23 protein-coding genes and 1 pseudogene are annotated in these 22050 nt (G+C 70.5%); 7 read left to right on the top strand and 17 right to left on the bottom strand.

Features of this window, described 5'->3' with window-relative positions:
• Nucleotides 1–40 precede the first annotated feature (40 nt).
• From smc to ABZ906_RS35835, 3 genes are all read right to left on the bottom strand, one after another.
• Nucleotides 41–3604: a chromosome segregation protein SMC gene (smc, locus tag ABZ906_RS35845; protein ID WP_361389987.1), complete on the bottom strand. Its 3564-nt coding sequence runs from the start codon at nt 3602–3604 to the stop codon at nt 41–43.
• Nucleotides 3605–3918: 314 nt separating this feature from the next.
• Nucleotides 3919–4122, bottom strand: a complete 204-nt coding sequence (locus tag ABZ906_RS35840) for a hypothetical protein (protein ID WP_190084741.1) — start codon at nt 4120–4122, stop codon at nt 3919–3921.
• A 383-nt stretch (nt 4123–4505) separates the two neighbouring features.
• Nucleotides 4506–4787, bottom strand: a complete 282-nt coding sequence (locus ABZ906_RS35835; protein ID WP_361389985.1) for an acylphosphatase — start codon at nt 4785–4787, stop codon at nt 4506–4508.
• Nucleotides 4788–4918: 131 nt separating this feature from the next.
• Here ABZ906_RS35835 and ABZ906_RS35830 point away from each other — a divergent pair, with 131 nt between their 5' ends.
• Both ABZ906_RS35830 and ABZ906_RS35825 read left to right on the top strand, forming a co-directional pair.
• Nucleotides 4919–5866: a CAP domain-containing protein gene (locus tag ABZ906_RS35830; protein ID WP_361194337.1), complete on the top strand. Its 948-nt coding sequence runs from the start codon at nt 4919–4921 to the stop codon at nt 5864–5866.
• A gap of 72 nt (nt 5867–5938) precedes the next feature.
• The gene (locus tag ABZ906_RS35825; protein ID WP_361389983.1) at nt 5939–6328 is read left to right on the top strand and encodes a helix-turn-helix domain-containing protein; all 390 of its coding nucleotides are present in this window, start codon (nt 5939–5941) and stop codon (nt 6326–6328) included.
• Here the strand turns inward: ABZ906_RS35825 and mutM are convergent.
• The 9 genes from mutM to ABZ906_RS35780 all read right to left on the bottom strand — a co-directional run bounded on the left by mutM (nt 6298) and on the right by ABZ906_RS35780 (nt 15458).
• A complete protein-coding gene (mutM, locus tag ABZ906_RS35820) occupies nt 6298–7161 on the bottom strand; it encodes a bifunctional DNA-formamidopyrimidine glycosylase/DNA-(apurinic or apyrimidinic site) lyase (protein WP_361389981.1) in 864 nt (287 codons plus the stop codon). The genes ABZ906_RS35825 and mutM overlap by 31 nt on opposite strands.
• A gap of 112 nt (nt 7162–7273) precedes the next feature.
• A complete protein-coding gene (gene rnc / locus ABZ906_RS35815) occupies nt 7274–8125 on the bottom strand; it encodes a ribonuclease III (RefSeq protein ID WP_361389979.1) in 852 nt (283 codons plus the stop codon).
• A 7-nt stretch (nt 8126–8132) separates the two neighbouring features.
• Entirely contained in the window at nt 8133–8306 is a 174-nt protein-coding gene (gene rpmF, locus ABZ906_RS35810; protein WP_003965982.1) for a 50S ribosomal protein L32, read from the bottom strand.
• Between the two features lie 2 nt (nt 8307–8308).
• Nucleotides 8309–9019, bottom strand: a complete 711-nt coding sequence (locus ABZ906_RS35805) for a DUF177 domain-containing protein (protein WP_361389977.1) — start codon at nt 9017–9019, stop codon at nt 8309–8311.
• Between the two features lie 105 nt (nt 9020–9124).
• Nucleotides 9125–10198 (bottom strand): cell division initiation protein, encoded by a 1074-nt coding sequence (locus ABZ906_RS35800; RefSeq protein ID WP_361389975.1) that lies wholly within the window; start codon nt 10196–10198, stop codon nt 9125–9127.
• A 100-nt stretch (nt 10199–10298) separates the two neighbouring features.
• Nucleotides 10299–10778, bottom strand: a complete 480-nt coding sequence (gene coaD / locus ABZ906_RS35795) for a pantetheine-phosphate adenylyltransferase (protein ID WP_361194339.1) — start codon at nt 10776–10778, stop codon at nt 10299–10301.
• Nucleotides 10779–10804: 26 nt separating this feature from the next.
• Nucleotides 10805–11398 carry a 16S rRNA (guanine(966)-N(2))-methyltransferase RsmD gene (gene rsmD, locus ABZ906_RS35790; protein WP_361389973.1) on the bottom strand — a complete coding sequence of 198 codons (594 nt, stop codon included), beginning with the start codon at nt 11396–11398 and terminating at the stop codon, nt 10805–10807.
• An 83-nt stretch (nt 11399–11481) separates the two neighbouring features.
• A complete protein-coding gene (gene recG, locus ABZ906_RS35785; RefSeq protein WP_361389971.1) occupies nt 11482–13701 on the bottom strand; it encodes an ATP-dependent DNA helicase RecG in 2220 nt (739 codons plus the stop codon).
• Between the two features lie 71 nt (nt 13702–13772).
• Nucleotides 13773–15458: a DAK2 domain-containing protein gene (locus ABZ906_RS35780; protein ID WP_361389969.1), complete on the bottom strand. Its 1686-nt coding sequence runs from the start codon at nt 15456–15458 to the stop codon at nt 13773–13775.
• A gap of 218 nt (nt 15459–15676) precedes the next feature.
• On the opposite strand from ABZ906_RS35780, the gene rpmB reads away from it, so the two are divergent.
• The gene (gene rpmB / locus ABZ906_RS35775) at nt 15677–15862 is read left to right on the top strand and encodes a 50S ribosomal protein L28 (protein WP_160507429.1); all 186 of its coding nucleotides are present in this window, start codon (nt 15677–15679) and stop codon (nt 15860–15862) included.
• A 106-nt stretch (nt 15863–15968) separates the two neighbouring features.
• Here rpmB and ABZ906_RS35770 read toward each other — a convergent pair.
• Both ABZ906_RS35770 and ABZ906_RS35765 read right to left on the bottom strand, forming a co-directional pair.
• Nucleotides 15969–16103: pseudogene (locus ABZ906_RS35770) on the bottom strand (bifunctional hydroxymethylpyrimidine kinase/phosphomethylpyrimidine kinase); the annotation flags it as partial.
• Nucleotides 16094–17062, bottom strand: a complete 969-nt coding sequence (locus ABZ906_RS35765) for a thiamine-phosphate kinase (RefSeq protein ID WP_361389967.1) — start codon at nt 17060–17062, stop codon at nt 16094–16096. The gene ABZ906_RS35765 and the pseudogene ABZ906_RS35770, both read right to left, overlap by 10 nt.
• A gap of 209 nt (nt 17063–17271) precedes the next feature.
• Between ABZ906_RS35765 and ABZ906_RS35760 the strand changes: the two genes are divergently transcribed.
• Nucleotides 17272–17505, top strand: a complete 234-nt coding sequence (locus tag ABZ906_RS35760) for an Lrp/AsnC ligand binding domain-containing protein (protein ID WP_016642988.1) — start codon at nt 17272–17274, stop codon at nt 17503–17505.
• Nucleotides 17506–17528: 23 nt separating this feature from the next.
• The gene (locus tag ABZ906_RS35755) at nt 17529–18017 is read left to right on the top strand and encodes a DUF3515 domain-containing protein (RefSeq protein WP_361390122.1); all 489 of its coding nucleotides are present in this window, start codon (nt 17529–17531) and stop codon (nt 18015–18017) included.
• A 6-nt stretch (nt 18018–18023) separates the two neighbouring features.
• Here ABZ906_RS35755 and ABZ906_RS35750 read toward each other — a convergent pair whose 3' ends face one another.
• The 3 genes from ABZ906_RS35750 to ABZ906_RS35740 are packed head-to-tail and all read right to left on the bottom strand — an operon-like array spanning nt 18024 to nt 21035.
• On the bottom strand, nt 18024–19202 hold the full coding sequence (locus ABZ906_RS35750) for a D-alanine--D-alanine ligase family protein (protein WP_361194169.1): 1179 nt from the start codon (nt 19200–19202) through the stop codon (nt 18024–18026).
• A 34-nt stretch (nt 19203–19236) separates the two neighbouring features.
• The gene (locus tag ABZ906_RS35745) at nt 19237–20247 is read right to left on the bottom strand and encodes an NAD(P)H-dependent glycerol-3-phosphate dehydrogenase (protein ID WP_361389965.1); all 1011 of its coding nucleotides are present in this window, start codon (nt 20245–20247) and stop codon (nt 19237–19239) included.
• Nucleotides 20244–21035, bottom strand: a complete 792-nt coding sequence (locus ABZ906_RS35740; RefSeq protein WP_361389964.1) for a lysophospholipid acyltransferase family protein — start codon at nt 21033–21035, stop codon at nt 20244–20246. The genes ABZ906_RS35745 and ABZ906_RS35740 overlap by 4 nt, the downstream gene beginning before the upstream one ends.
• A gap of 148 nt (nt 21036–21183) precedes the next feature.
• On the opposite strand from ABZ906_RS35740, the gene cofC reads away from it, so the two are divergent.
• Complete coding sequence (cofC, locus tag ABZ906_RS35735; RefSeq protein ID WP_361389962.1) at nt 21184–21819, top strand: 2-phospho-L-lactate guanylyltransferase; 636 nt, start codon at nt 21184–21186, stop codon at nt 21817–21819.
• A gap of 13 nt (nt 21820–21832) precedes the next feature.
• A complete protein-coding gene (locus tag ABZ906_RS35730; protein WP_190084725.1) occupies nt 21833–22036 on the top strand; it encodes a hypothetical protein in 204 nt (67 codons plus the stop codon).
• Nucleotides 22037–22050 lie beyond the last annotated feature (14 nt).

Below are 22050 nucleotides of genomic sequence, written 5' to 3'. Positions count from 1 at the left end.
AAGGGGAGCCCGTGAAGGACTGAGGCCAGCCGGTGAAGGGCTAACGCAGTCGCTGGCTGATCACCTTGGAGACGCCGTCGCCCTGCATGGAGACGCCGTACAGCGCGTCCGCGACCTCCATCGTCCGCTTCTGGTGCGTGATCACGATGAGCTGCGAGGCCTCCTGCAACTCCTCCATGATGCGGATGAGCCGCTGCAGGTTGGTGTCGTCGAGGGCGGCCTCGACCTCGTCCATCACGTAGAAGGGGCTGGGCCGCGCCTTGAAGATCGAAACGAGCAGCGCGACGGCCGTGAGGGACCGCTCGCCGCCGGAGAGCAGCGAGAGCCGCTTGACCTTCTTGCCGGGCGGCCGGGCCTCGACGTCGACGCCCGTGGCGAGCATGTTGTCGGGATCGGTCAGGATGAGCCGGCCCTCGCCGCCGGGGAAGAGCCGCGAGAAGACGCCCTCGAACTCCCGGGCCGTGTCCCGGTAGGCCTCGGTGAAGACCTGCTCGACGCGCTCGTCGACCTCCTTCACCACTTGCAGGAGATCGGCCCGCGTCTTCTTCAGGTCCTCCAGCTGCTCGCTGAGGAACTTGTGGCGCTCCTCCAGTGCGGCGAACTCCTCAAGGGCCAGCGGGTTCACTTTTCCGAGCTGCTGATACGCCCGTTCGGCTGACCTCAGCCGCTTCTCCTGCTCGCCCCGGACGTACGGCACGGGCTTATTGCGCCGGTGCTCCGGATCCTCGGGCAGCTCCTCGCCCTCGGCGGGGGGCGAGGGCGGTACGAGCTGGTCAGGGCCGTAGTCGGCGACGAGACCTGCCGGTTCCACACCGAGTTCCTCCAGTGCCTTGGACTCCAGCTGCTCGATCCGCAGCCGCTTCTCGGCACCGAGTACCTCGCCGCGGTGGACTGAATCCGTCAATTTGTCGAGCTCGGCCTTGAGGTCACGCCCCTGGTTGCGCTCGGCGGTCAGATCCCGCTCCCGCACCTCCTTGGCCCGCTCGGCGGCCGCCCGCTCCTCCTGCGCCCGTACGAGAGAGACCTCGACGTGCGCGAGGAGCTGCCGCGCACCGGCGGCGACGGCCCCGGCGACCTCGGCCTCGTGCCGCATCCGGGCCTTGCGCTGCTCGGCACGCGCGCGTGCCTCGCGTTCGGCGCGGGCGGCCCGGTCGAGCGAGTCGGCACGTCCGGCGAGCCCCTTGACCCGCTCCTCATGGGTACGGACCTGGAGCCTGGCCTCCATCTCGGTCTGCCGGGCATTGGCCCCGTCGGCGGCGAGCCGGTCCCGTACGCCGGTGTCGGGCTCCTCCTCAGCCGGTGCCTCCTCCGCCACGGCGAGGCGCTCGGCCAGCTCCTCGGCGTCCTGGACCGCCTTGTCGAGCGCCTCCTGCGACGTGGCGGCGGCAGCCGCACTGCGCTCGGCCTCACCTGCGGCACCCCGCGCCTGCCCGGCGAGCGCGCCGAGTTGCTGCGCCACGGACGACTTCTCCCGGTCGGCGGCGCGCCTGCGCTCCCCCAGCTCCTCGACGAGCGCCGCGGCCTCCTTGCGCCGCTCGCCCGCGTCCTGCTGGGCGTGCGCCAACTCCTCGCACTGCGCGGCCAGTTGTTCGAGCTCGGCGGCCGCCTCGTCGACGGAGGCCTGCACCTCGATCAGGCTCGGCGCCCCCGCGGACCCGCCGTGCGCGAAGTGCGCCCCCAGCAGGTCGCCTTCGGTGGTGACGGCGGTGAGATCGGGGTGGGCGTAGACGAAGTCCTCGGCGTCCTCGAGCGTGCCGACGGCGACCATGCCGCGCAGCAGCCGCCGCACCGAGGGCATCAACTCATCGGGCCCGCGCACCAGTTCGGCGACCATCGGCGGCCCGTCGGACCCTGCGGAGCGTGCGTCACCGGCATCGGCGTCCGGCGCCCCCGTCAGCAGCAGCGCGGCCCGCCCAGCGTCCTGCTTGCGCAGCAGCCGGATGGCCTCCGCCGCCGACGCCGGAGTGGCCACCGCGATCGCGTCGGCCGCGGCTCCGAACGCCGCCGCGACCGCCACCTCGTGCCCCGGAGCCACCGAGAGCAGCTCCGCCGCCGGACCGAGCAGCCCCGTGAGGCGGTCCTTGGCGGCGAGCAGCGCCCCCGTGCCGTCCTTGCGCCGCAGGCCCAGCGCGAGCGCTTCGTGCCGGGCGGCGACCGCGGCCCGCTTGCGCTCGGCAGCGGTGGCCGCCTCCCTGGCGGCGGTCAGGGCGCCCTCTGCCTCCGTGAGGGAACGCTTCGCCTCGTCGTGCCGCTCGCCGAGCTCCGCGTCACCGGCGTCGAGCCCGTCGACCTCCGCCTTCAGCTGCTCGTACTCCTCCTGCGCGGCGACCGCACGCTCCCCCGCCTCGTCCCGCGCCACGGCGAGCCGGTCGATCTCGGCCTGTGCGGAGGCCGCCCGCGAACGTGCCGCGTTGACCTGGCCGTTCAGCCGCGCGAGCCCTTCACGCCGGTCGGCGATGGCCCGCGCCGCGTCCTTGAGGCGGCGCTCCTCCACCGCAAGTTCCCGCTCCAGATCGGCACGGTGCCCGACGGTGTCCTCAAGCGCGTGCTCGGCCGCTTCGAGGGCGGCTTCCAGCTCCGCCTCCTGCTCGCGGATCCGCGCGGCCTCGCGCTCCATGTCCTCGGGGTCACGCCCGCGCCGCTCCTCCGGGGGCGCGGCGGTGGCGCTCTTGACCCGGGCGTCGGCGAGCGAGACCGTGCCGCGCACCCGCTCGGCCAGCTGCGACAGCTCGTACCAGGTCTGCTGCGCGCGCTGGAGCCGCGGCGTCAGGCGGCGCACCTCGTCCTCGAGCTCCGCCTCCCGGTGGAGCGCCTTCTTCAGCTCGGCCTCGGCACTGTCCTTGCGCCGCTTGAGCTCCGCCTCGTCGGCGACCTCGGTGCGCAGCGCTTCCCGCAGGCGTACTAGATCGTCGGCGAGCAGCCTCAGGCGGGTGTCGCGCAGGTCGGCCTGGATCACGGCGGCCCTGCGCGCGACGGCGGCCTGTCTGCCCAGGGGCTTGAGCTGACGCCTGAGCTCGTCGGTCAGGTCCTGTACGCGGGCGAGGTTGGCCTGCATCGCGTCGAGCTTGCGCAGCGCCTTCTCTTTGCGCTTGCGGTGCTTGAGGACGCCCGCGGCCTCCTCGATGAAGGCGCGGCGCCCCATGGGATCGGCGTGCAGGACGCCGTCGAGCTGGCCCTGCCCGACGATGACGTGCATCTCACGCCCGATGCCGGAGTCGGAGAGCAGCTCCTGGATGTCGAGCAGGCGGCAGGTGTCGCCGTTGATCTGGTACTCGCTGCCGCCGTTGCGGAACATGATCCGCGTGATGGTGACCTCGGCGTACTCGATGGGCAGGGCGCCGTCGGAGTTGTCGATGGTCAGGGACACCTCGGCGCGGCCGAGCGGGGGGCGCCCGGTGGTGCCGGCGAAGATGACGTCTTCCATCTTGCCGCCGCGCAGCGACTTGGCACCCTGTTCGCCCATGACCCAGGACAGCGCGTCCACGACATTGGACTTGCCGGAGCCGTTCGGTCCGACGACGCAGGTGATGCCCGGTTCGAACTTCAGCGTCGTGGCGGACGCGAAGGATTTGAAACCGCGCAGTGTCAGGGCCTTGAGGTGCACGCCGCCGGACTCTACCTTTCACTGACCGTTTCACCCAGGAAGATGCAGGGCACATCAGACGATAAGGAAGCGACCTGCGCAGCGACAAGAAAGTCGGTCGCGGCGACAAAGAAAGAAGGGACGCCGAAGCGTCCCTTGCAGATCTGGACAAGCGGCTGACATGGGCAGCCCGACCATGAGCGTTAACAGGCATCCCGCAGAGCGAAGAGTGCGTCATCGCGTAGAGGTGAGTGTTTCACCGCGTTGAGGTGAGTGCGTCACCGCGTTGAAGCGTCACGCAGCCTGCGGGTCGTGCGCCTTGGTAGGGGTAGTGGTCAGGTGAGCGCAGGCTCCGCCTGGGGTACGTCGAGGCTCTCGAGGAGCGATTCGTGAGAAGCGGCAGCCGCGAGCGCGTCGTTCTCGGCCTGGATCTTGGTGAGCTCGGATTCCAGGTCCTGGACACGCTGCTGGAGCCGTCGCATCTCGGCGAGAAGTCGCGGGTCGGAACCGCCGACGTAACCGAGAAGCGCCTTTGCCATGATGGATGGTCCTCCACAATGAGTGACCGACCGAAGCGGTGTGGGTCGTGAGGGAATCGCACCCGCGGTGCTTGGCACTCGTTGTTCTTGCTGGGTCTTGCTGGCCGTTCTCACATGCCAAACAGCTAAGGTGCGCGGGGATTCCAGAGTCTCACCAAAAAGTTTGACGGTCAACACGATCACGCCCCGTATTGGCGGGCAACCCGGGGGCCTGCGGCCGTAACAACGGCGGCGCGGCCTCTGCTGCGGGGCCCTGGGGGCGTGTCGATCATCCTGCACGGGGGAGCCTGCCACGACATGCCGTTCTTGGCAACCACCAGGCGTTTTCTGTCCCGGACCGTTGCCGTGGCCCCTCCCGGACAGGTCCGCCCGGCAGCTCTCCGTCAGCGAATCGCGAAGGTGTCGTAGATCCCGCGCGGCGTGTCCCAGATCTCAGTCACACCGTCGACGCGGCCGGGTGTGTCGCCCTCCCGAAGCCAGTCGAGCAGCCCCTGGGCACCCGCGCGCCGCCCCTCGGCGACGACTTGCACACGGCCGTCGTCGAGATTGAGAGCAAAACCACTCAGGCCGCCGATCTCCAGCGCCTTGGCCCGCGTGAACCAGCGGAAACCCACGCCTTGCACCTGGCCACGCACCCAGGCCGTGAGTCTGACTTCTTCCTTCATGGGTGCACGCTAACCGGCCAATTGCTCTCGGAGCACTTCGCCCCCATGCGCCATCGCGTACAGTCCCGACTCGATGAGCCTCACTCGTACGGGTGAGCCACTTTGACCGCCAGTACGAGGAAGGCCAGGAGATGGGACGCCACCGACGCTCCGGCGCAGGGGCAGCCGCCACCGGCCGCGCCACAGAGGGCTTTGACGCGTACGACGCGTACACCGACGGGCACCCCGGTACGCCGGAGACCCGCCCCGCCGCCGTGTCCCACCGCCGCAAGGGCCGCCGCTCCGCACCGGTGCGCACCGGCCTGCTCGGCGTGTCCGCGGCCGTCGCGATGGGCGCCGTGGCCGTGGCGTCCGGCCTCGTACCCGGCGCCGAGAACTACTCCCTGGGCGGAGGCGGCGACTCGAACAAGGTGCGCGCCGCCACCACCCCCAGCGACGTGGCCCCCCAGGGCGGCGACAGCGGCACCGCCGACCGCGAGTCGGCCCCGCCGAGCCGCGGCTCCGAGCGCCCCTCCGCCCCGGACCCGACCCCCTCGCAGACCGCAGAGAAGCCCTCGGCCGAGCCTTCGAAGAAGCCGTCGACCAAGGCGCCCGCGCCCCGGACCGACGAGAAGAAGAAGACCCCGGCCCCGAGCACCCCCTCGCGCACGCCCTCCCAGAAGCCCAAGGCTCCGCCGGCCGCGTCGACGTCGCCGTCCGCCGAGAGCGCGGCCGAGGCGGCGGTGCTCACCCTGGTCAACGAAGAGCGGGCCAAGGCGGGCTGCTCCCCCGTCCGCGCCGACGCAGCGCTCGCCGCGCTCGCCGGGGACTTCAGCGCGGACATGGCCGAGCGGGACTTCTTCGACCACACCGACCCGGACGGCGCGACCCCGTGGGACCGCGCGGAGAAGGCCGGGATATCGGATCTGGGCGGCGAGAACATAGCCCGCGGCCAGGCCAACGCGCAGTCCGTGATGGATGCCTGGATGAACAGCCCCGGCCACCGGGCCAACATCCTGAACTGCGACTACAAGACCCTGGGCGTCGGCGCGCACTTCGCGCCGGGCGGCCCCTGGTGGACGCAGGACTTCGGCTTCTAGGGGCGGACCAGCTCACTAACCACTGGTTAGCGCCACCCCTTGGTTTGCGCTGTGCGGGAGTATGCTGGCCGCATGGATTCCGGCACCGAAGACCTGGCGTACGACGTGTTCTCCAGGCAGTGCCCCTCGCGCGGCACCCTGGAGCACGTCACCGGACGCTGGGGCGCACTCACCCTGGCCGCGCTGCACGACAGCTCGTTCCGTTTCAACGAACTGCGCCGCCGGGTCGACGGCGTCAGCGAGAAGATGCTGTCCCAGACCCTGCACGCCCTGGAGCGCGACGGCCTGGTGCACCGCGAGGCCCAGCCCACGAACCCGCCGCGGGTGGACTACCGACTGACCCCGCTGGGACGCGAGATCGCCGACCGCCTGATGAACCTCATCCACTTCGTGGAGGGCAGGATGGACGGCGTGCTCGAAGCCCGCGAGCGCTACGACAGCCTGGCGACCGGCGGCCGCTGACAGCGCGGGCAGAAGTAGCTGGAGCGGTTCATCCAGGGACGGCGGCGCATCGGCGTACCGCAGCGGCGGCACGGCTCGTCCTCACGCCCATAGGCGTCGAGCGACCGGTCGAAGTACCCGGACTCGCCGTTCACGTTCACGTACAGGCTGTCGAAACTGGTGCCGCCGACGGCCAGGGCCGCATTCATCACATCCCGTACGTGGCCCAGGAGTTCGGCCGTGCGCGGGCGCGTGAACGTAGCGGTGGGCCGCTCGTAGTGCAGCTTGGAGCGCCAAAGCGCCTCGTCCGCGTAGATGTTGCCGACCCCGCTGATCAACGACTGGTCGAGCAGGGCTCGTTTGATCGTCGTACGGCGGCGGCGCAGCGCGGTGTGGAAGGCCGCGTCGTCGAACAGCTCGTCCAGCGGGTCGCGTGCGATGTGCGCGATGACGTCCGGAAGGCCGTCCGGAGTGTTCGCGTGCAGCGAGAGTCCGCCGAAGGTGCGCTGGTCCACGAAGCGCAGCTCGGTGCCGAGTTCGTCGGCGAACCGGACCCGGATCCTCAAGTGCTTCTCGTCGGCGGCCTCTTGGGGCTGCACGAGCAGCTGCCCGCTCATGCCGAGATGGGCCAGGATCGAGGTCCCGCTCTCCTCGACGGGCAGCCAGAGATACTTCCCGCGCCGCATCGCCGTACCGACACGCTGGCCCTTGAGGCGGAGCCCGAAGTCCTCACCGCCCGCGACATGCCGCCGCACGGAGCGCGGATGCAGCACCTCGACACCGGCGACGGTGCGATGAGCCACCCACCGCTCAAGCCCACGCCGGACAACTTCAACCTCGGGCAGCTCGGGCATGGGGGTCTTGACTCCGGGTGACGGGCGGGCGGGTGGGAAACCCGCCGCGAAGCGGCGAAAAAGGCTGGTGCCGGCCACCAAAAGGCGACCGGCACCAACAGTAAAGCGCCTGTCAGGCAGACGGAGCTTCGGAGCCCCCGTCAGCCTTCGCGGCAGCGGCGGATGCAGCCCCGGCGGCGACTTCCGCCGCCTTGATCCGCTCATCCGCAGCGGAGCGAATCTCGCGCCACGCGGACTCCGCGGCCTGCTGCTCCGCTTCCTTCTTGCTGCGGCCGGTGCCGGTGCCGTACGAGACGCCTCCGACGCGGGCGGCAGCAGTAAAGGTCTTCTCGTGGTCCGGGCCGCTCTCCGTGACGAGGTACTCGGGAACACCGAGGCTCTCGGTCGCGGTGAGCTCCTGGAGGCTGGTTTTCCAGTCCAGGCCCGCGCCCAGGTTCGAGGACTTCTCGATCAGCGGGTCGAAGAGCCGGTGCACCAGCTCGCCCGCCGCGTCCAGACCCTGGTCCAGATAGACCGCGCCGATCACCGCTTCAAGGGTGTCGGCGAGGATGGATGCCTTGTCCCGGCCACCCGTGCCCTCTTCGCCCCGGCCGAGCCGGATGAAAAGGCCGAGTTCGAGGCCGCGACTGACCTCCGCCAGCGCACGCGAATTGACCACCGCGGCCCGCAGCTTGGCCAGCTGGCCTTCGGGCAGGTCGGGGTGGGTGCGATAGAGCGTGTCCGTGACGACGAGTCCGAGCACCGAGTCCCCGAGGAACTCGAGCCGTTCATTCGTCGGCAGACCGCCGTTCTCGTACGCGTACGAACGGTGGGTCAGTGCACGCACCAGAAGGGCGGACTCGAGTTTGTACCCGAGCCGCCCTTCCAAAAGCGTGTGGGACGAGGCCGTGTTTTCCGCCTGCTTCTTGGCGTTCTCCGCCTTGGCGTCATCCGCCATTTTGTGGCTAGACACGGTGCCTCTCACCAGCCGCTCAGACCTCGAGGACCTGGCGCTTGTTGTACGTGCCGCAGCTCGGGCACGCGATGTGCTGCAGCTTCGGCTCCTGGCAACGCTCACACGAAACCAAGGTGGGGACCGCAGCCTTCCACTGCGACCGGCGGTGGCGCGTGTTGCTGCGCGACATCTTCCGCTTCGGAACAGCCACGGCTACTTCTCCTGCTTCTCGTCGACGCCGGCTTCGGCGCCGCTCACGTCGTCCTTCTCGCCGTCCTGGATGGTCCCAGCGAGTCCCTGCAGCGCCGCCCAACGGATGTCGGCGACGTCATGGTGGTGCTCCGGGTCGTCCGCGAGCCGCGCTCCGCACTGGGAACACAGGCCCGGACAGTCGTCCCGGCACACCGGCTGCATCGGCAGTGCGAGCACCACCGCATCACGCAGCACTGGTTCGAGGTCGAACAGGCCGTCCTCGAGATAGAGCCTGTCCTCGTCTTCCTCGGCGTCGTCGGCCGGTTCCGCAGCGCGGCCCCGGTCGTCGGCGTCAGGGTACGAGAACATCTCCTGGAAGTCCGCTTCCACCTCAAGCTTCAGCGGCTCCAGACACCTTACGCACTCCCCCTCGGCCGTTGCACGGGCGGTGCCTGTGACAAGCACCCCTTCCATGACCGACTCAAGGCGGATCTCCAGCTCGACCGGAGCGCCGGCCGACACTCCGATGACCCCGTCGATGCCGAAGACACCCGGAGAACCGGGGGCCTCGACGGACCGGGTCAGCCGCTGCAGCGCACCAGGACGCCGACCCAGCTCGTGTGTGTCGAACACGAGAGGGTTTCGGTGGTCAAGGTGAGCACTCAGGGCTTTTCCTGCTTTCGATCCTGGAAGTTCAAGGAGAGCGGCCCCGTCATGATGAGCTTGGCTCATTGACCGGGCAGCCCGGATCGCGGACGTACGCGCGACCGAAGAGCCAGGATACTGGACCTTTCGCTCTCGGCCCAATCCGGGCCCTGCCGGTCCGCCGGGCAGGCGCTAGCGGCCCTGTTCGTACTGGCGCAGCTGCTCGGCAGTGATCATGCCGGTGTCGAAGAGGCTGGTCTCGTCGAGCACGCCGGGAGCGGGGTGGTGCTGCTGCTGCGGCTCCGCGTACCCCTGCTGCTGGGTCTGGTCGTAGCCCTGCTGCGGGTAGCCGTACGGATCTTGCTGCTGGTAGCCGTACGGGTCCTGCTGGGCGTACTGCTGCTGGTAGGCGTACTGGTCCTGCTGCGGGTAGCCGTAGGGGTCCGGCTCCTGCTGGGGCGGGGCGTACGGCTGCTGCGCGGGGATCTGCGGGGCCGCCTGCGGCGGCTGCGGCGCCTCGGGGACCGGCGCGGGGACCACAGCTGCCGCGGGGTCGGTAAGACCCGCGAGGTACTCGGCGTCCGTGGTGTGCGCCTGCGGTCCGCCCAGTCCCTCGGCGAGGCCCGCGAGGTCGTCGGCGGGCGCACGGCCGTGCAGGGTCTGCCGGCCGCGGCCGACCGCCTCCAGGGTCTTGGCAAGGACCGCCTCGAAGGCGCCGAGCTTGGCGTCCACGTACGCGTCCGCGTCCCGGCGCAGGGTCTCGGGGTCGTGGCTGCGCTGCGGGGCGTCCTCGTCCTCGTAGCCCTGCTCGTCGAGACCGGGTCCGGTGCCGAGGAGCTTCTCGCGGCCGCGGCCGACCGAGCCGAGGGTCTTGGTGAGGACGACCTCGAAGTTGGCCAGCTTGCTGTCCACGTAGTCGTCGGCCTCGACGCGGACGTCCTCGGCGGCCTGGCGGGCCTCCGCGAGGATGCGCTCGGCCTCGCCCTGGGAGTTGCGGGCGACCTCCGTGTCGGAGATCAGCGAACCGCGCTCGGCGTGGGCGGTCTCGATGATCCGCTCCGCCTCCTGGCGGGCCTGCTCGACCATCTGCTCACGGCCGCCGATGAGCTCCTGCGCCTGGGCGAGGGAGCCGGGCAGCGCCTGGCGCACCTCTTCGAGCATCGACAGCAGATCGGCGCGGTTGACCACGCACGAGGCCGACATGGGCATGGACCGGGCGCTGCCGACCGCCTCGACGATCTCGTCGATCTTCTTCTGCACGTCCACCGTGTGCTCGCCACTCTCTACAGCTGGTTGGAGACGGACGGCACGACTGTAAGGCCAGTCGGCGGCCGTCCGACACCGGGTGACGGGCTGTCAGTTCGCGTCACTTCTTGCCGATGCGCTCCGTCAGTGCCTCGTGGACCACCGGAGGCAGCAGATGGGCGACGTCACCGCCCCAGGCGGCGACCTCCTTGACCAGCGAGGAGGAGAGGAAGCTGTAGGTGGGGTTGGTGGGCACGAAAAGGGTCTCGACGCCCGAGAGGCCGTTGTTCATCTGGGCCATCTGCAGCTCGTAGTCGAAGTCGCTGACCGCTCGCAGACCCTTGACGATGGCCGGAATGTCGCGCTGCTTGCAGAAGTCGACGAGAAGGCCGTGGAAGGATTCGACCTCGACGTTCCCGAAGTCGGCGGTGACCTCGCGGATCAGCTCGATCCGCTCCTCCACGGAGAACAGGCCCTTCTTCGACTGGTTGATCATCACCGCGACATGCACCACGTCGTACAGCCTGGAGGCGCGGGCGATGATGTCGAGGTGTCCATTGGTGATGGGGTCGAATGACCCCGGACAGACGGCGCGGCGCAACTGAAGTCCCTCGCTCTCCGGTCCGGTCATGGCGCGATCACTGAGTCGTCGCACGTAGAGGCGGCGCGACCGTACCAAAACGTGGCTTCGCCGTAGCGACGGGACCTGGTTGCGTCGAAGCCGTCGGGCCAGCTGAATTCTCCGCCTCTGGTACTGCGTTCAACGGTGACGAGCGCATCGTCCGTGAGCCAGCCCCCGGCACGGAGTGTGAGCAGGATCTCGCGAAGATCGTCATCGGTGACGGCGTACGGAGGGTCGAGAAAGACCAGGTCGTACGGGGTCGTGGGGGCGCCGCCCTGGATGATCTGGGCGGCTTTGCCCGCCCTGACCTCGGCGCCGGGCAGGCCGATGGACTTCACGTTCTCCCGGATGGTGCGCACCGCGCGGGCGTCGGTCTCCACGAGCAGGGCGTGGCTCGCGCCGCGGGAGAGCGCTTCGAGGCCGACGGCCCCGGACCCGGCGTACAGGTCGAGGACGCGCGCGTCGTCCAGCGTCCCCTGCAGGGCCTGCCAGGTGGAGAACAGGCCCTCGCGCGCGCGGTCGGACGTGGGCCGGGTGCCGCTTCCCGGCGGGACGGCGAGGAGACGTCCGCCGGCCACTCCGGCGATCACGCGGGTCATCTGAGTCCTTGTCGGTGTACGTACGGGAAGATCCGGCCCCAGTCTCTCAGCCCTTGTGCGTCCGCCGCTTGTCAGCCCATGGCTCAGCCCTTGTCCAGATACTGCTCGCGCTCGTCGTCGAGGAGCGCGTCGAGGGCCGTGCGCAGCTCGGGCAGGTGCTCCAGGTCCGGGTCGGCGGAGACCACCGCGACGGCCTCCTCGCGGGCCTCAGCGATGATCTCCTCGTCCTCGATGACCGCGAGCATGCGCAGGCTGGAGCGGACACCGGACTGTGCCTGGCCCAGTACGTCGCCCTCGCGGCGCTGCTCCAGGTCGATCCGGGAGAGCTCGAAGCCGTCGAGCGTCGCGGCCACGGCCCCGAGGCGGGCGCGGGCGGGGCTGGCCTCGGGCATGTCGGTGACCAGGAGGCAGAGACCGGGTGCCGAGCCGCGTCCGACGCGGCCGCGCAGCTGGTGCAGCTGCGATACGCCGAAGCGGTCGGCGTCCATGATCACCATGGCGGTGGCGTTCGGGACGTTCACGCCGACCTCGATGACCGTCGTCGCGACCAGGACCTGTGTCTCGCCCGCGGCGAAGCGGCGCATCACCGCGTCCTTGTCGTCGGGCTGCATGCGGCCGTGCAGGACCTCCACCTTGAGTCCGGCGAGCGGGCCGCGGGAGAGCTGCTCGGCGACCTCGACGACGGCGAGCGGGGGCCGCTTGTCGGCGGTGGCTTCCTCCTCGGCCTTCTTCTTGGCCTTCTTCGCGTCGGCGGCTTCGTCGGCGTCGTCACCGATCCGGGGGCAGACCACGTACGCCTGGTGGCCGTTCTCGACCTCCTCGCGCACGCGCTCCCACGCGCGCGCCAGGAAGTGGGGCTTGTCCTCGGCCGGGACGACATGGCTGGCGATCGGCGAACGTCCGGCGGGGAGCTGGTCGAGGACCGAGGTCTCCAGGTCGCCGAAGACCGTCATGGCGACCGTGCGCGGAATGGGCGTGGCCGTCATGACGAGGAGGTGCGGCGGCTGCTTGCCCTTGCCGCGCAGGGCGTCGCGCTGTTCGACGCCGAAGCGGTGCTGTTCGTCGACGACGACCAGGCCCAGGTCGTGGAACTGGACCTTGTCCTCGATCAGGGCGTGCGTGCCGATGACGATCCCGGCCTCGCCCGTGACCAGGTCGAGCAGGGCCTGGCGGCGGGCGGCGGCGCCCATGGAGCCGGTGAGCAGCGTGACCTTGGTGCCCTGGTCCGCGCCGCCGAGCATGCCGCCCTCGGCGAGCTCGCCCATCATCTCGGTGATCGAGCGGTGATGCTGCTGGGCGAGCACCTCGGTGGGCGCGAGCATGGCGGCCTGCCCGCCCGCGTCCACGACGGCGAGCATGGCGCGCAGGGCGACCATCGTCTTGCCGGAACCGACCTCTCCCTGGAGGAGGCGGTGCATCGGGTGCTCGGTGGCCAGGTCGTCGAAGATCTCCTTGGAGACCTTCTCCTGGCCGTCGGTGAGGGTGAAGGGCAGCTTGGCGTCGAAGGCGTCGAGCAGGCCTCCCTCGCGGGGGCGGCGGGCGATCGCGGGCAGCTGCGCGTCCGCGTACCTCCGGCGGGCCAGGGCCACCTGGAGGACGAAGGCCTCGTCCCACTTCAGGCGGTCGCGGGCGGATTCGATGTCCGCCTTGGTCTGCGGGCGGTGGATCTTCAGGAGCGCTTCGGGGAGCGGGATCAGCTCCCGGCCGTCGCGCAGGCCAGGCGGCAGCGGGTCGAGCGCCTCGCGGGCGCTGGGCAGGACCGCGTCGACGGACTTGGCGATCTTCCAGGACTCCAGCTTGGCGGTGGCCGGATAGATCGGGATGAGGGCGCCGGCCCAGGAGTCCACCGCCTCGTCCGCGCCGCCGGGGTTGTCCGGGTCGCGCTTCAGGAGTTCGTACGCGGGGTGGGCGAGCTGCATCTTGCGGTTGAAGACGGACGCCTTGCCCGCGAACATCGCGCGGGTGCCGGGCAGCAGGTCCTTGTGCGGTTTGTGGATGCCCCGGCCGAAGAAGACCAGCTGGAGCTGGCCGCTGCCGTCGGTGATGGTCACTTCGAGGCGTTGGCCCCTGCCGCCGTTGAACGTCAGGATGCGGGCCGTCGCGACCTGGGCGACCACCGTGACGTGCTCGTCGAGGGGGAGGTCGGCGAGGCGGGTGAGCTCGCCCCGCTCCGCGTACTTCCGCGGGTAGTGGTGCAGCAGGTCGCCGACCGTGTGCAGGTCGAGGTGCTCGGCCATCACCTTCGCGGTGGCGGGACCGACCACTTTCTTCAGGGGTTCTTCGAGCGCGGGCACGAGATCCATTGCACACCACCCCACTGACAATTCGGCGTACGTCTCTGAAATCCGCTGGTCAGGGCCGCCGCGAAGGCCGGTTACTCCACGCCGATGAGGAGCAGCGCCGACTGGCGGCCGCCGCGGTAGACCACCGTGTCGACCGCCAGATGCACCTCGCGCACATGCTTCTCCAGCTCGTCGCCCAGGCTGTCCGGCACGTCCTCGCCGAGCACCAGCGTGACCATCTCGCCGCCCGCGGCCAGCATCCGGTCCAGGACGGACCTCGCGGTGCGCGTGGTGTCGTCGCCGATCACCGCGACGTCCCCGTCGATCAGGCCGAGTACGTCACCGGCCTGGCAGATGCCCGCCATGGTCCACGACTGCCGCTCGGCGACGGCCAGCTCGGCGTACCGGGTCGCGCCGGCCGCCGAGGTCATCGCGACGACGTCCTCGTCGAAGCGGCGGTCCGGCTCGTGCACGGCGAGCGCCGCGATGCCCTGGACCGCGGACCGGGTGGGGATCAGCGCGACGCGCACCCCTTCGGTGCGGGCCTGCTCCGCGGCGGCGGCAGCGGTGTGGCGCAGCTCGGCGTCGTTCGGCAGGAGCACCACCTCGCGCGCGTGGGCGCGCCGGACGGCTTCGACGAGCTCCCCGCTCGCGGGCGGCTCCCCCGGCCGCGCGGGCACGGTGGTGGCCCCCGCCTCGGCGTAGAGACCGGCGAGGCCCTCCCCCGGTACGACGGCGACGATCGCGCGCTGCGCGCGCTCCCGCGGCGGCTGTGCGGCGCCCGCGGTGTGTGCGTCTCCCGCTCCGAAGTGGGTGATGCGGATGCGGTGGGGCCGCCCCGCCTCGACGCCCGCTTCGACTGCGGCTCCTGCGTCGTCGACATGGACGTGGACGTTCCACAGTCCGTCGCCGCCGACGACGACGAGCGAGTCACCGAGCCCGTCGAGCCGCGTCCGCAGCCGTGCGACGGCCGTGTCGTCGGCCTCCAGGAGGTAGATGACCTCGAAGGCCGGGGCCGGGGCGTCGGCCTGGATGTCCTGGCACTCGACGGGTTCCGCGGGTTCCACGCGCGCGTGGCCGCCCGAAGCGCCCGTCTTCACGTACGGGGAGAGCACCGTCTGTCCCGACAGGGCCCCCACCAGCGCCCCGAGCACCGCCACGAGACCGCGCCCCCCGGCGTCCACCACTCCCGCACGCCCGAGCACGGCCAGCTGCTCGGGCGTCGCGTCGAGCGCCCGGCACGCGCTGTCGTACGCGGCCCGCGCCACCGCACCGCAGTCGCTGTCGTCCCCGGCGTCGCAGGCCGCGTCGGCGGCGGCGGCCGCCACCGTCAGGACCGTGCCCTCCACGGGACGTGCCACCGCCTGGTAGGCCGACTCGGCGGCCCGCCGGAGGGCGAGCGCCAGGGCCGGGCCGTCGGCGTGAGCAGTGTCACGGTCGGCGCCGAGGACCTGCGCCATCCCGCGCAGCAGCTGCGACAGGATCGTGCCCGAGTTCCCGCGGGCGCCTATCAGCGCGCCGTGCGCCATCGCCCGTACCGCCTCGGCTAGGGAGGGCCGGGCGGGTTCGAGGCCGGTGAACACCGCGTCGACGGCCTGCGAGGCCGATTCCACGGTGAGGTAGAGGTTGGTTCCGGTGTCTCCGTCCGCGACCGGATAGACGTTGATCGCGTCGATCTCCTCGCGGGCCCCTCCCAGGGCGTCCAGAGCGAGGCCGCACCAGGCGCGCACCGCGACGGCGTCGAGGTTCTGCGGCACCTGCTCGCCTCCTAAGGGCATCCGGAATGGACGCAGCGTAGACCGGGACGGGCGAAGGACCCGGGGCGGGGCCGGGGCGAGACATGGTAGTTTCGTTCTACCGAAGCAGTCGTTGTATGCTGCTCCGGTTGCCCGATACCCATCGGGCCATTCCTCCTGGCAACGCCACCCACGATCATTGCACTGATCCCGGCATGCCGGGATTAACCGTAAGTGCATCTGAAGTCTTGGAGTGACCCGTGGCTGCCAACTGCGACGTCTGCGGCAAGGGGCCGAGCTTCGGCAACAACATCTCGCACTCTCACCGCCGTACGTCCCGTCGCTGGAACCCGAACATCCAGCGCGTTCGTGCCGTGGTCAGCGGGACGCCGAAGCGGCTCAACGCCTGCACCTCGTGCATCAAGGCCGGCAAGGTCTCGCGCTGACGCATGTAAGCGCGGCCACCTAGCTGGTTGCTGAAAGAGCCGGTCCTCCCTCGGGAGGACCGGCTCTTTCGTGTGTGCGTGTAAGTACCCGCAGTACTTACTGGCAGGAGGGGGCGTCCGTGCCCGCGATCAACTCGGCGACCGTCGCGACCAGTTCGGCAGAGGCCGGCATGCCGGTCTTGACGGCCTGTACGCCGAGTTGGTTCTGCGCGGTGACGGCGGTGGCGACGCTCACTCCATGTCGCCGTTGTCGCCGAAGTGGTCCCAGCCCTTGCTGGTCCAGGGCGCCCCGTCCACCGTGACCTGGGGCAGCGCCGAGGGGTTCAGGACCTCGCCGATGACCTTCCAGCGGGCGGGGAGCTTCACGTCGGCCGGGAACGTCGCCACTATCGCGTGGTCCTCGCCGCCGTTGAGCACCCACTGCAGCGGGTCGACGCCGACGGCCTGGCCGATGTCGTTCATCTGGGAGGGCACGTCCACGGCTCCGGAGCGGATGTCGATGCGCACCTTGCTCGACTCGGCGATGTGGCCGAGGTCGGCGATCAGACCGTCGCTCACGTCCGTCATCGAGGTCGCTCCGAGGCCGGCCGCTGCGGGACCCGCGTGGTACGGCGGTTCGGGCCTGCGGTGGGCCTCCACGAAGGCGCGGGGCGAGCGGAAGCCGCGCGAGAGCACGGCGTGCCCGGCGGCGGACCAGCCCAACCAGCCGGTGACGGCGACGGCATCGCCGGGCTGCGCTCCCGCGCGGGTGACCGGCTCGTGGTTGCGCAGATCGCCGAGCGCGGTGATCGCGACGGTGATCGTGTCGCCGCGTACGACGTCGCCGCCCACGACGGCCGCCCCGGCGACCTGGCATTCGTCCCGCAGGCCGTCCATGAGCTCGGTGGGCCAGCTGGCGGGGAGTTCGGCGGGCACGACAAGGCCGAGCAGGAGAGCGGTCGGTACGGCGCCCATGGCGGCGATGTCCGCGAGGTTCTGCGCGGCGGCCTTGCGGCCCACGTCGTACGCGGTGGACCAGTCGCGGCGGAAGTGCCGGCCCTCCAGGAGGATGTCGGTGCTGGCCACGACCCTGCGGTCCGGCGCCGACACGACGGCGGCGTCATCGCCGGGCCCGAGCCGGACGGCCGGGGTGGAGGTGAGCCGGGACGTGAGTTCCCTGATGAGCCCGAACTCCCCCAACTCGCCGACGGTTCCCTTCACCGGGACTCACCATGCCCTTTCACGCTGCTCGGCTTGCGGTCGCGAGCCTTCACTGTCATAGGTACGGTCGAGATGACCGTCAACTTCTGTTGCCCGTCCGCCGCGATGTGCGCGCCACAGCGATCCCGGGTCTCCCCGCGAGAAGCAGCGACGCGGTACCGTGGCGTCCCTTCTCCCCACATGATCCTCGTGGCCGCCCTGGAGGTTCCGTGGTACAGGCGTACATCCTGATCCAGACCGAGGTCGGCAAGGCGTCGACCGTCGCCGAGCTGATCGGCAAGATCCCGGGAGTGATCCAGGCCGAGGACGTGACCGGACCCTACGATGTCATCGTGCGCGCCCAGGCGGACACGGTGGACGAACTCGGCCGCATGGTGGTCGCCAAAGTCCAGCAAGTGGACGGCATCACCCGGACCCTGACCTGCCCCGTCGTGCACTTGTAGCCCCCGTCTACCCTTGGCCGGTGATGATTTCCCGTCGCCGGCGCCGCTGCCTGGTCTCAGCTCCCGCTCTCGCACTCCTGATCGCGTCCGCGGGCTGCTCCTCAGCAGACGAAGAGGTGAAGGCCACGGTTCCCACCCCGGACAGCAAGGTCACCGAACTGTGCCGGAACCTGGACAAGCAGCTGCCGGAGAAGGTGGACGGTCTCGCACGGGTTGATCCCGCGCCGAAGTCGGAGCTGACCGCCGGGTGGGGAGACCCGGCGATCATACTGCGCTGCGGTGTCGCCAAACCGCCGAAGATGAACGACCCCGAGGCGGACGGCGTGACGGCGGACGGCGTCAACTGGCTGATCGAGGAGCAGGACGACGGTTCGTTCCGCTTCACCTCCACGCTGCGCGAGGCGTACGTGGAGGTGACCCTGCCCGAGGAGCGCGCGGGGAGCGGCGTGAGCCCGCTGACGGACTTCGCCGCCCCCGTCAAGAAGACGATCCCCGAAGGGATCTCTTCCTAGCGGTTGCTAGCGCAGCCCCGTGGACCGGTTGAGGGCGGCCTGGACGAGGCGGTCCACCAGCTCGGGGTAGCTGACGCCGCTGGCTTCCCACATCTTCGGGTACATCGAGATGGGCGTGAAGCCGGGCATCGTATTGATCTCGTTGATCACGAACCCGTCCTCGGTGAGGAAGAAGTCCGCGCGCACCAGGCCCTCGCAGGACGTGGCCTCGAAGGCGTCGACCGCGAGCCGCTGGATCTCGGCGGTCTGCTCGGGCGTCAGCGGGGCGGGCACGATGCCGGGCGTCGAGTCGATGTACTTCGCCTCGAAGTCGTAGTAGTCGTGCGACTGCACCGGCGGGATCTCGGCGGGCACGCTGGCGCGCGGCCCGTCCTCGAACTCCAGGACGCCGCACTCGATCTCGCGGCCGCGCAGAAGCGATTCGACCAGGATCTTCGGGTCGTGGCGGCGGGCCTCATCGATCGCCTCGTCGAGGCCCTCGAAGGAGTCGACCTTCGTGATGCCCATCGAAGAGCCCCCGCGCGCGGGCTTGATGAACAGCGGCCAGCCGTGGTCGCCGGCGAACTCCGCGATCTTCTTGCGGGCGCCCTCCTGGTCACGGTCCCACTCGCGCGGGCGGATCACCAGATACGGGCCGACGGGCAGCCCGAACGAGGTGAACACCCGCTTCATGTACTCCTTGTCCTGGCCGACGGCCGAGGCGAGCACTCCGGCGCCCACGTAGGGCACTCCGGAGAGTTCGAGGAGTCCCTGGAGGGTGCCGTCCTCGCCGTACGGGCCGTGCAGCATCGGGAAGACGACGTCGACCTCGCCGAGCGCCTTGGGCACGGAGCCGGGCTCGCTGTAGACGACCTCGCGGTTGTTGGGGTCCAGGGGGATCACCACTCCCCCGTCGGCCGAATCGGCCAGTGCGTCGACGTTGGGCACCTGGCGGTCGGTGATCGCCATGCGCTCGGGATCGTCGGCGGTCAGCGCCCAGCGGCCGTCCGTCGTGATGCCGATGGGCAGGACGTCGTACTTGGTGCGGTCGATGGCACGCAGTACGGCGCCCGCCGTGACGACCGAGATGCCGTGCTCCGAGCTGCGGCCGCCGAACACGACGGCCACACGCGGCTTGCGGAGCGGCAGCTCAGAGCTCTGCTCGGGGTGCGCCTTGGGGCTCTGGGGGGAGTTCTCGCTGCTCATATCGGCTTGAGGGTACCCGCTGGCCCCCGGAGAGTCAGCGGCGCTCGGGCTTGGCGCTGCGCGACATGAGCTCCTTGAGGGCGACCACCGGCGGCGTGCCCTCGTGCACGATGCCCACGACCGTCTCCGTGATGGGCATGTCGACGCCGTGCCTGCGGGCCAGTTCGAGGACCGACTCGCAGGACTTGACGCCCTCGGCGGTCTGCTTGGTGACCGCGATGGTCTCCTCGAGGGTCATGCCCTTGCCGAGGTTCGTGCCGAAGGTGTGGTTGCGCGAGAGCGGCGACGAGCAGGTGGCCACCAGGTCGCCGAGGCCCGCGAGTCCGGAGAACGTCAGCGGGTCCGCGCCCATCGCCAGGCCCAGACGGGTGGTCTCGGCGAGGCCGCGGGTGATGAGCGAGCCCTTGGTGTTGTCGCCCAGGCCCATGCCGTCCGCGATGCCGACGGCGAGACCGATGACGTTCTTGACGGCGCCGCCGAGCTCGCAGCCGACGACGTCCGTGTTCGTGTACGGGCGGAAGTACGGCGTGTGGCAGGCCGTCTGGAGGCGCTGCGCGATCGATTCGTCCCGGCAGGCGACCACCGCGGCGGCGGGCTGCCTGGCGGCGATCTCACGGGCGAGATTGGGCCCCGTGACGACGGCGACGCGGTCGGCGGCGACCTTCGTGACGTCCTCGATGACCTCGCTCATCCGCATCGCGGAGCCCAGCTCGACGCCCTTCATCAGGGAGACGAGCACGGTGCCGGGGGCGAGCAGCGGCGCCCATTCGGCGAGGTTGGCGCGCAGCGTCTGGGAGGGCACGGCGAGCACGGTGAAGTCGGCGCCGGCCGCGGCCTGCGCCGGGTCGGTGGTCGCCCTGAGGTTATCCGGGAGTTCGACGCCGGGGAGGTAGTCGGGGTTGCGGCGCGAGGAGTTGACCGCGTCCGCGAGTTCGGCGCGGCGGCCCCACAGGGTGACGTCGCACCCCGCGTCGGCGAGCACCATGCCGAAGGCGGTACCCCAAGAGCCCGTTCCGAAGACGGCGGCCTTCACCGGGTTCGTCACTTGCTGTCCTCCGTGGTGTTCTCGGTGCTGTTCCCGGAGACGCTCCGACCGTTCCGGTCCGCCGCCTTGCGTCGCTGGGCGAGCCGCGCCTTGCGGGGGTCGTAGGGGGTCTCGGGGGCCTTCTCCTGCCGGATCTCCTCCAGGAGTTCGGTGACCGCGGCCATGATCTCCTCGGTCACCTCCCGCAGGATCTCGGGGGTGGGCTCCTTGTCGTAGAAGCGCGAGAGATCGACCGGCTCGCCGGCGAGGACCTGGAGCTTCTTGCGCGGGAAGAGGTTGAGCTTCTTGCTGTACGGGGGAAGCGCGAGGTTGGCGCCCCACTGCGCGACGGGGATCACCGGGCACTGGGTCCGCAGGGCGACCCGCGCGGCACCCGACTTGGCCGTCATCGGCCACATCTCGGGGTCCCTGGTGAGGGTGCCCTCGGGGTAGAACGCCACGCACTCGCCGCGCTCGATCGCGTCGACCGCGGCACGGAAGGCGTCGAGCGCGTTCGTGGTCTCGCGGTAGACGGGGATCTGGCCCGTGCCCTTCATGACCTTGCCGACGAAGCCGTCCTTGAAAAGGCCGTCCTTGGCCAGGAAACGGGGCACTCGTCCGGTGTTGTACTGAAAATGCGCGTACGACAGCGGGTCGATATACGAGTTGTGATTCACCGCCGTGATGAATCCACCGTCGGCCGGAATGTGTTCCATTCCTCGCCAGTCCCGCTTGAACAGAACCACCAGCGGCGGTTTAGCGATGACCGCCGCCAGGCGGTACCAGAAGCCGATTCTGCGGCGGGACACTCGGACACCTTCCTCCATGAACCCGGACGGCCGCACAAGTGTCGCCCCGGGCTGCCTGTCTGTCGAGAACACCGTACGCCCGCTCTCGCGGCCCGGGCCTCCCAGCAGGCCACAATGGGCGCTGACGCGAAGGACGGAGCCGCCACCCGTGCAGTGGACCCTGGTAATACCCCTGAAGCCGCTGGAGCGCGCCAAGAGCAGGCTCACGGCCGCCACCGGCGACACTCTGCGGCCGGGCCTCGCCCTCGCCTTCGCCCAGGACACCGTGGCCGCGGCGACGGCCTGTCCGGCGGTACGGAGTGTGGTGGTCGTCACGGACGACGGCCTCGCCGGGCGGGAGCTCGCGGCGCTGGGAGCCCGGATCGTGCGCGACGAGCCGGCGGGCGGCCTCAACGCCGCTCTGGTCCACGGGACGGCGGCCGTGCGCGCCGTGCGGCCCGAGACCCCTGTCGCGGCGCTGAATGCCGACCTTCCCGCACTGCGTCCCCCGGAATTGGCCCGGGTGCTCGACAGCGCGGCCCGATTTCCCCGCGCTTTCCTCGCGGATGCCGCCGGAATGGGGACCACACTGCTGTCCGCGGCCCCCGGCACGGAATTGCACCCCGCTTTCGGCGAGAGGTCGCGCGCCCGGCACGCGGCGTCGGGCGCCGTGGAACTTCCGCTCGGCGGCGTCGATTCCGTACGCCAGGACGTGGACACCGGCGACGACCTGCGGGCCGCGCTCGCGCTTGGCGTGGGGCCGCGTACGGCGGCGGCCGCGGCGCGGCTGCTGATCGCCGACTGAGTACGCTTCCCCCATGCAGGCGACCGCGTACACGTACGACTCCGAGACCCGCAGCGGCAGCGTGCTGCTCGACGACGGCACGCCCGTGCCCTTCGATCCCCCGGCGTTCGACGCGGGCGGCCTGCGGTTGCTCAGGCCAGGACAGCGGGTACGGATCGAAGTCGAGGGTGAGGGCGAGCAGCGGCGCATCACTCTGGTGACGCTGCAGACGTTCTGAGCCCCCGGCCCCGT

The organism is Streptomyces sp. NPDC046925 (assembly GCF_040644915.1).
GTDB lineage: Bacteria > Actinomycetota > Actinomycetes > Streptomycetales > Streptomycetaceae > Streptomyces.
Note: the sequence above shows the minus strand (reverse complement) of the source record. Positions and strands in the feature narration are given on the sequence as shown.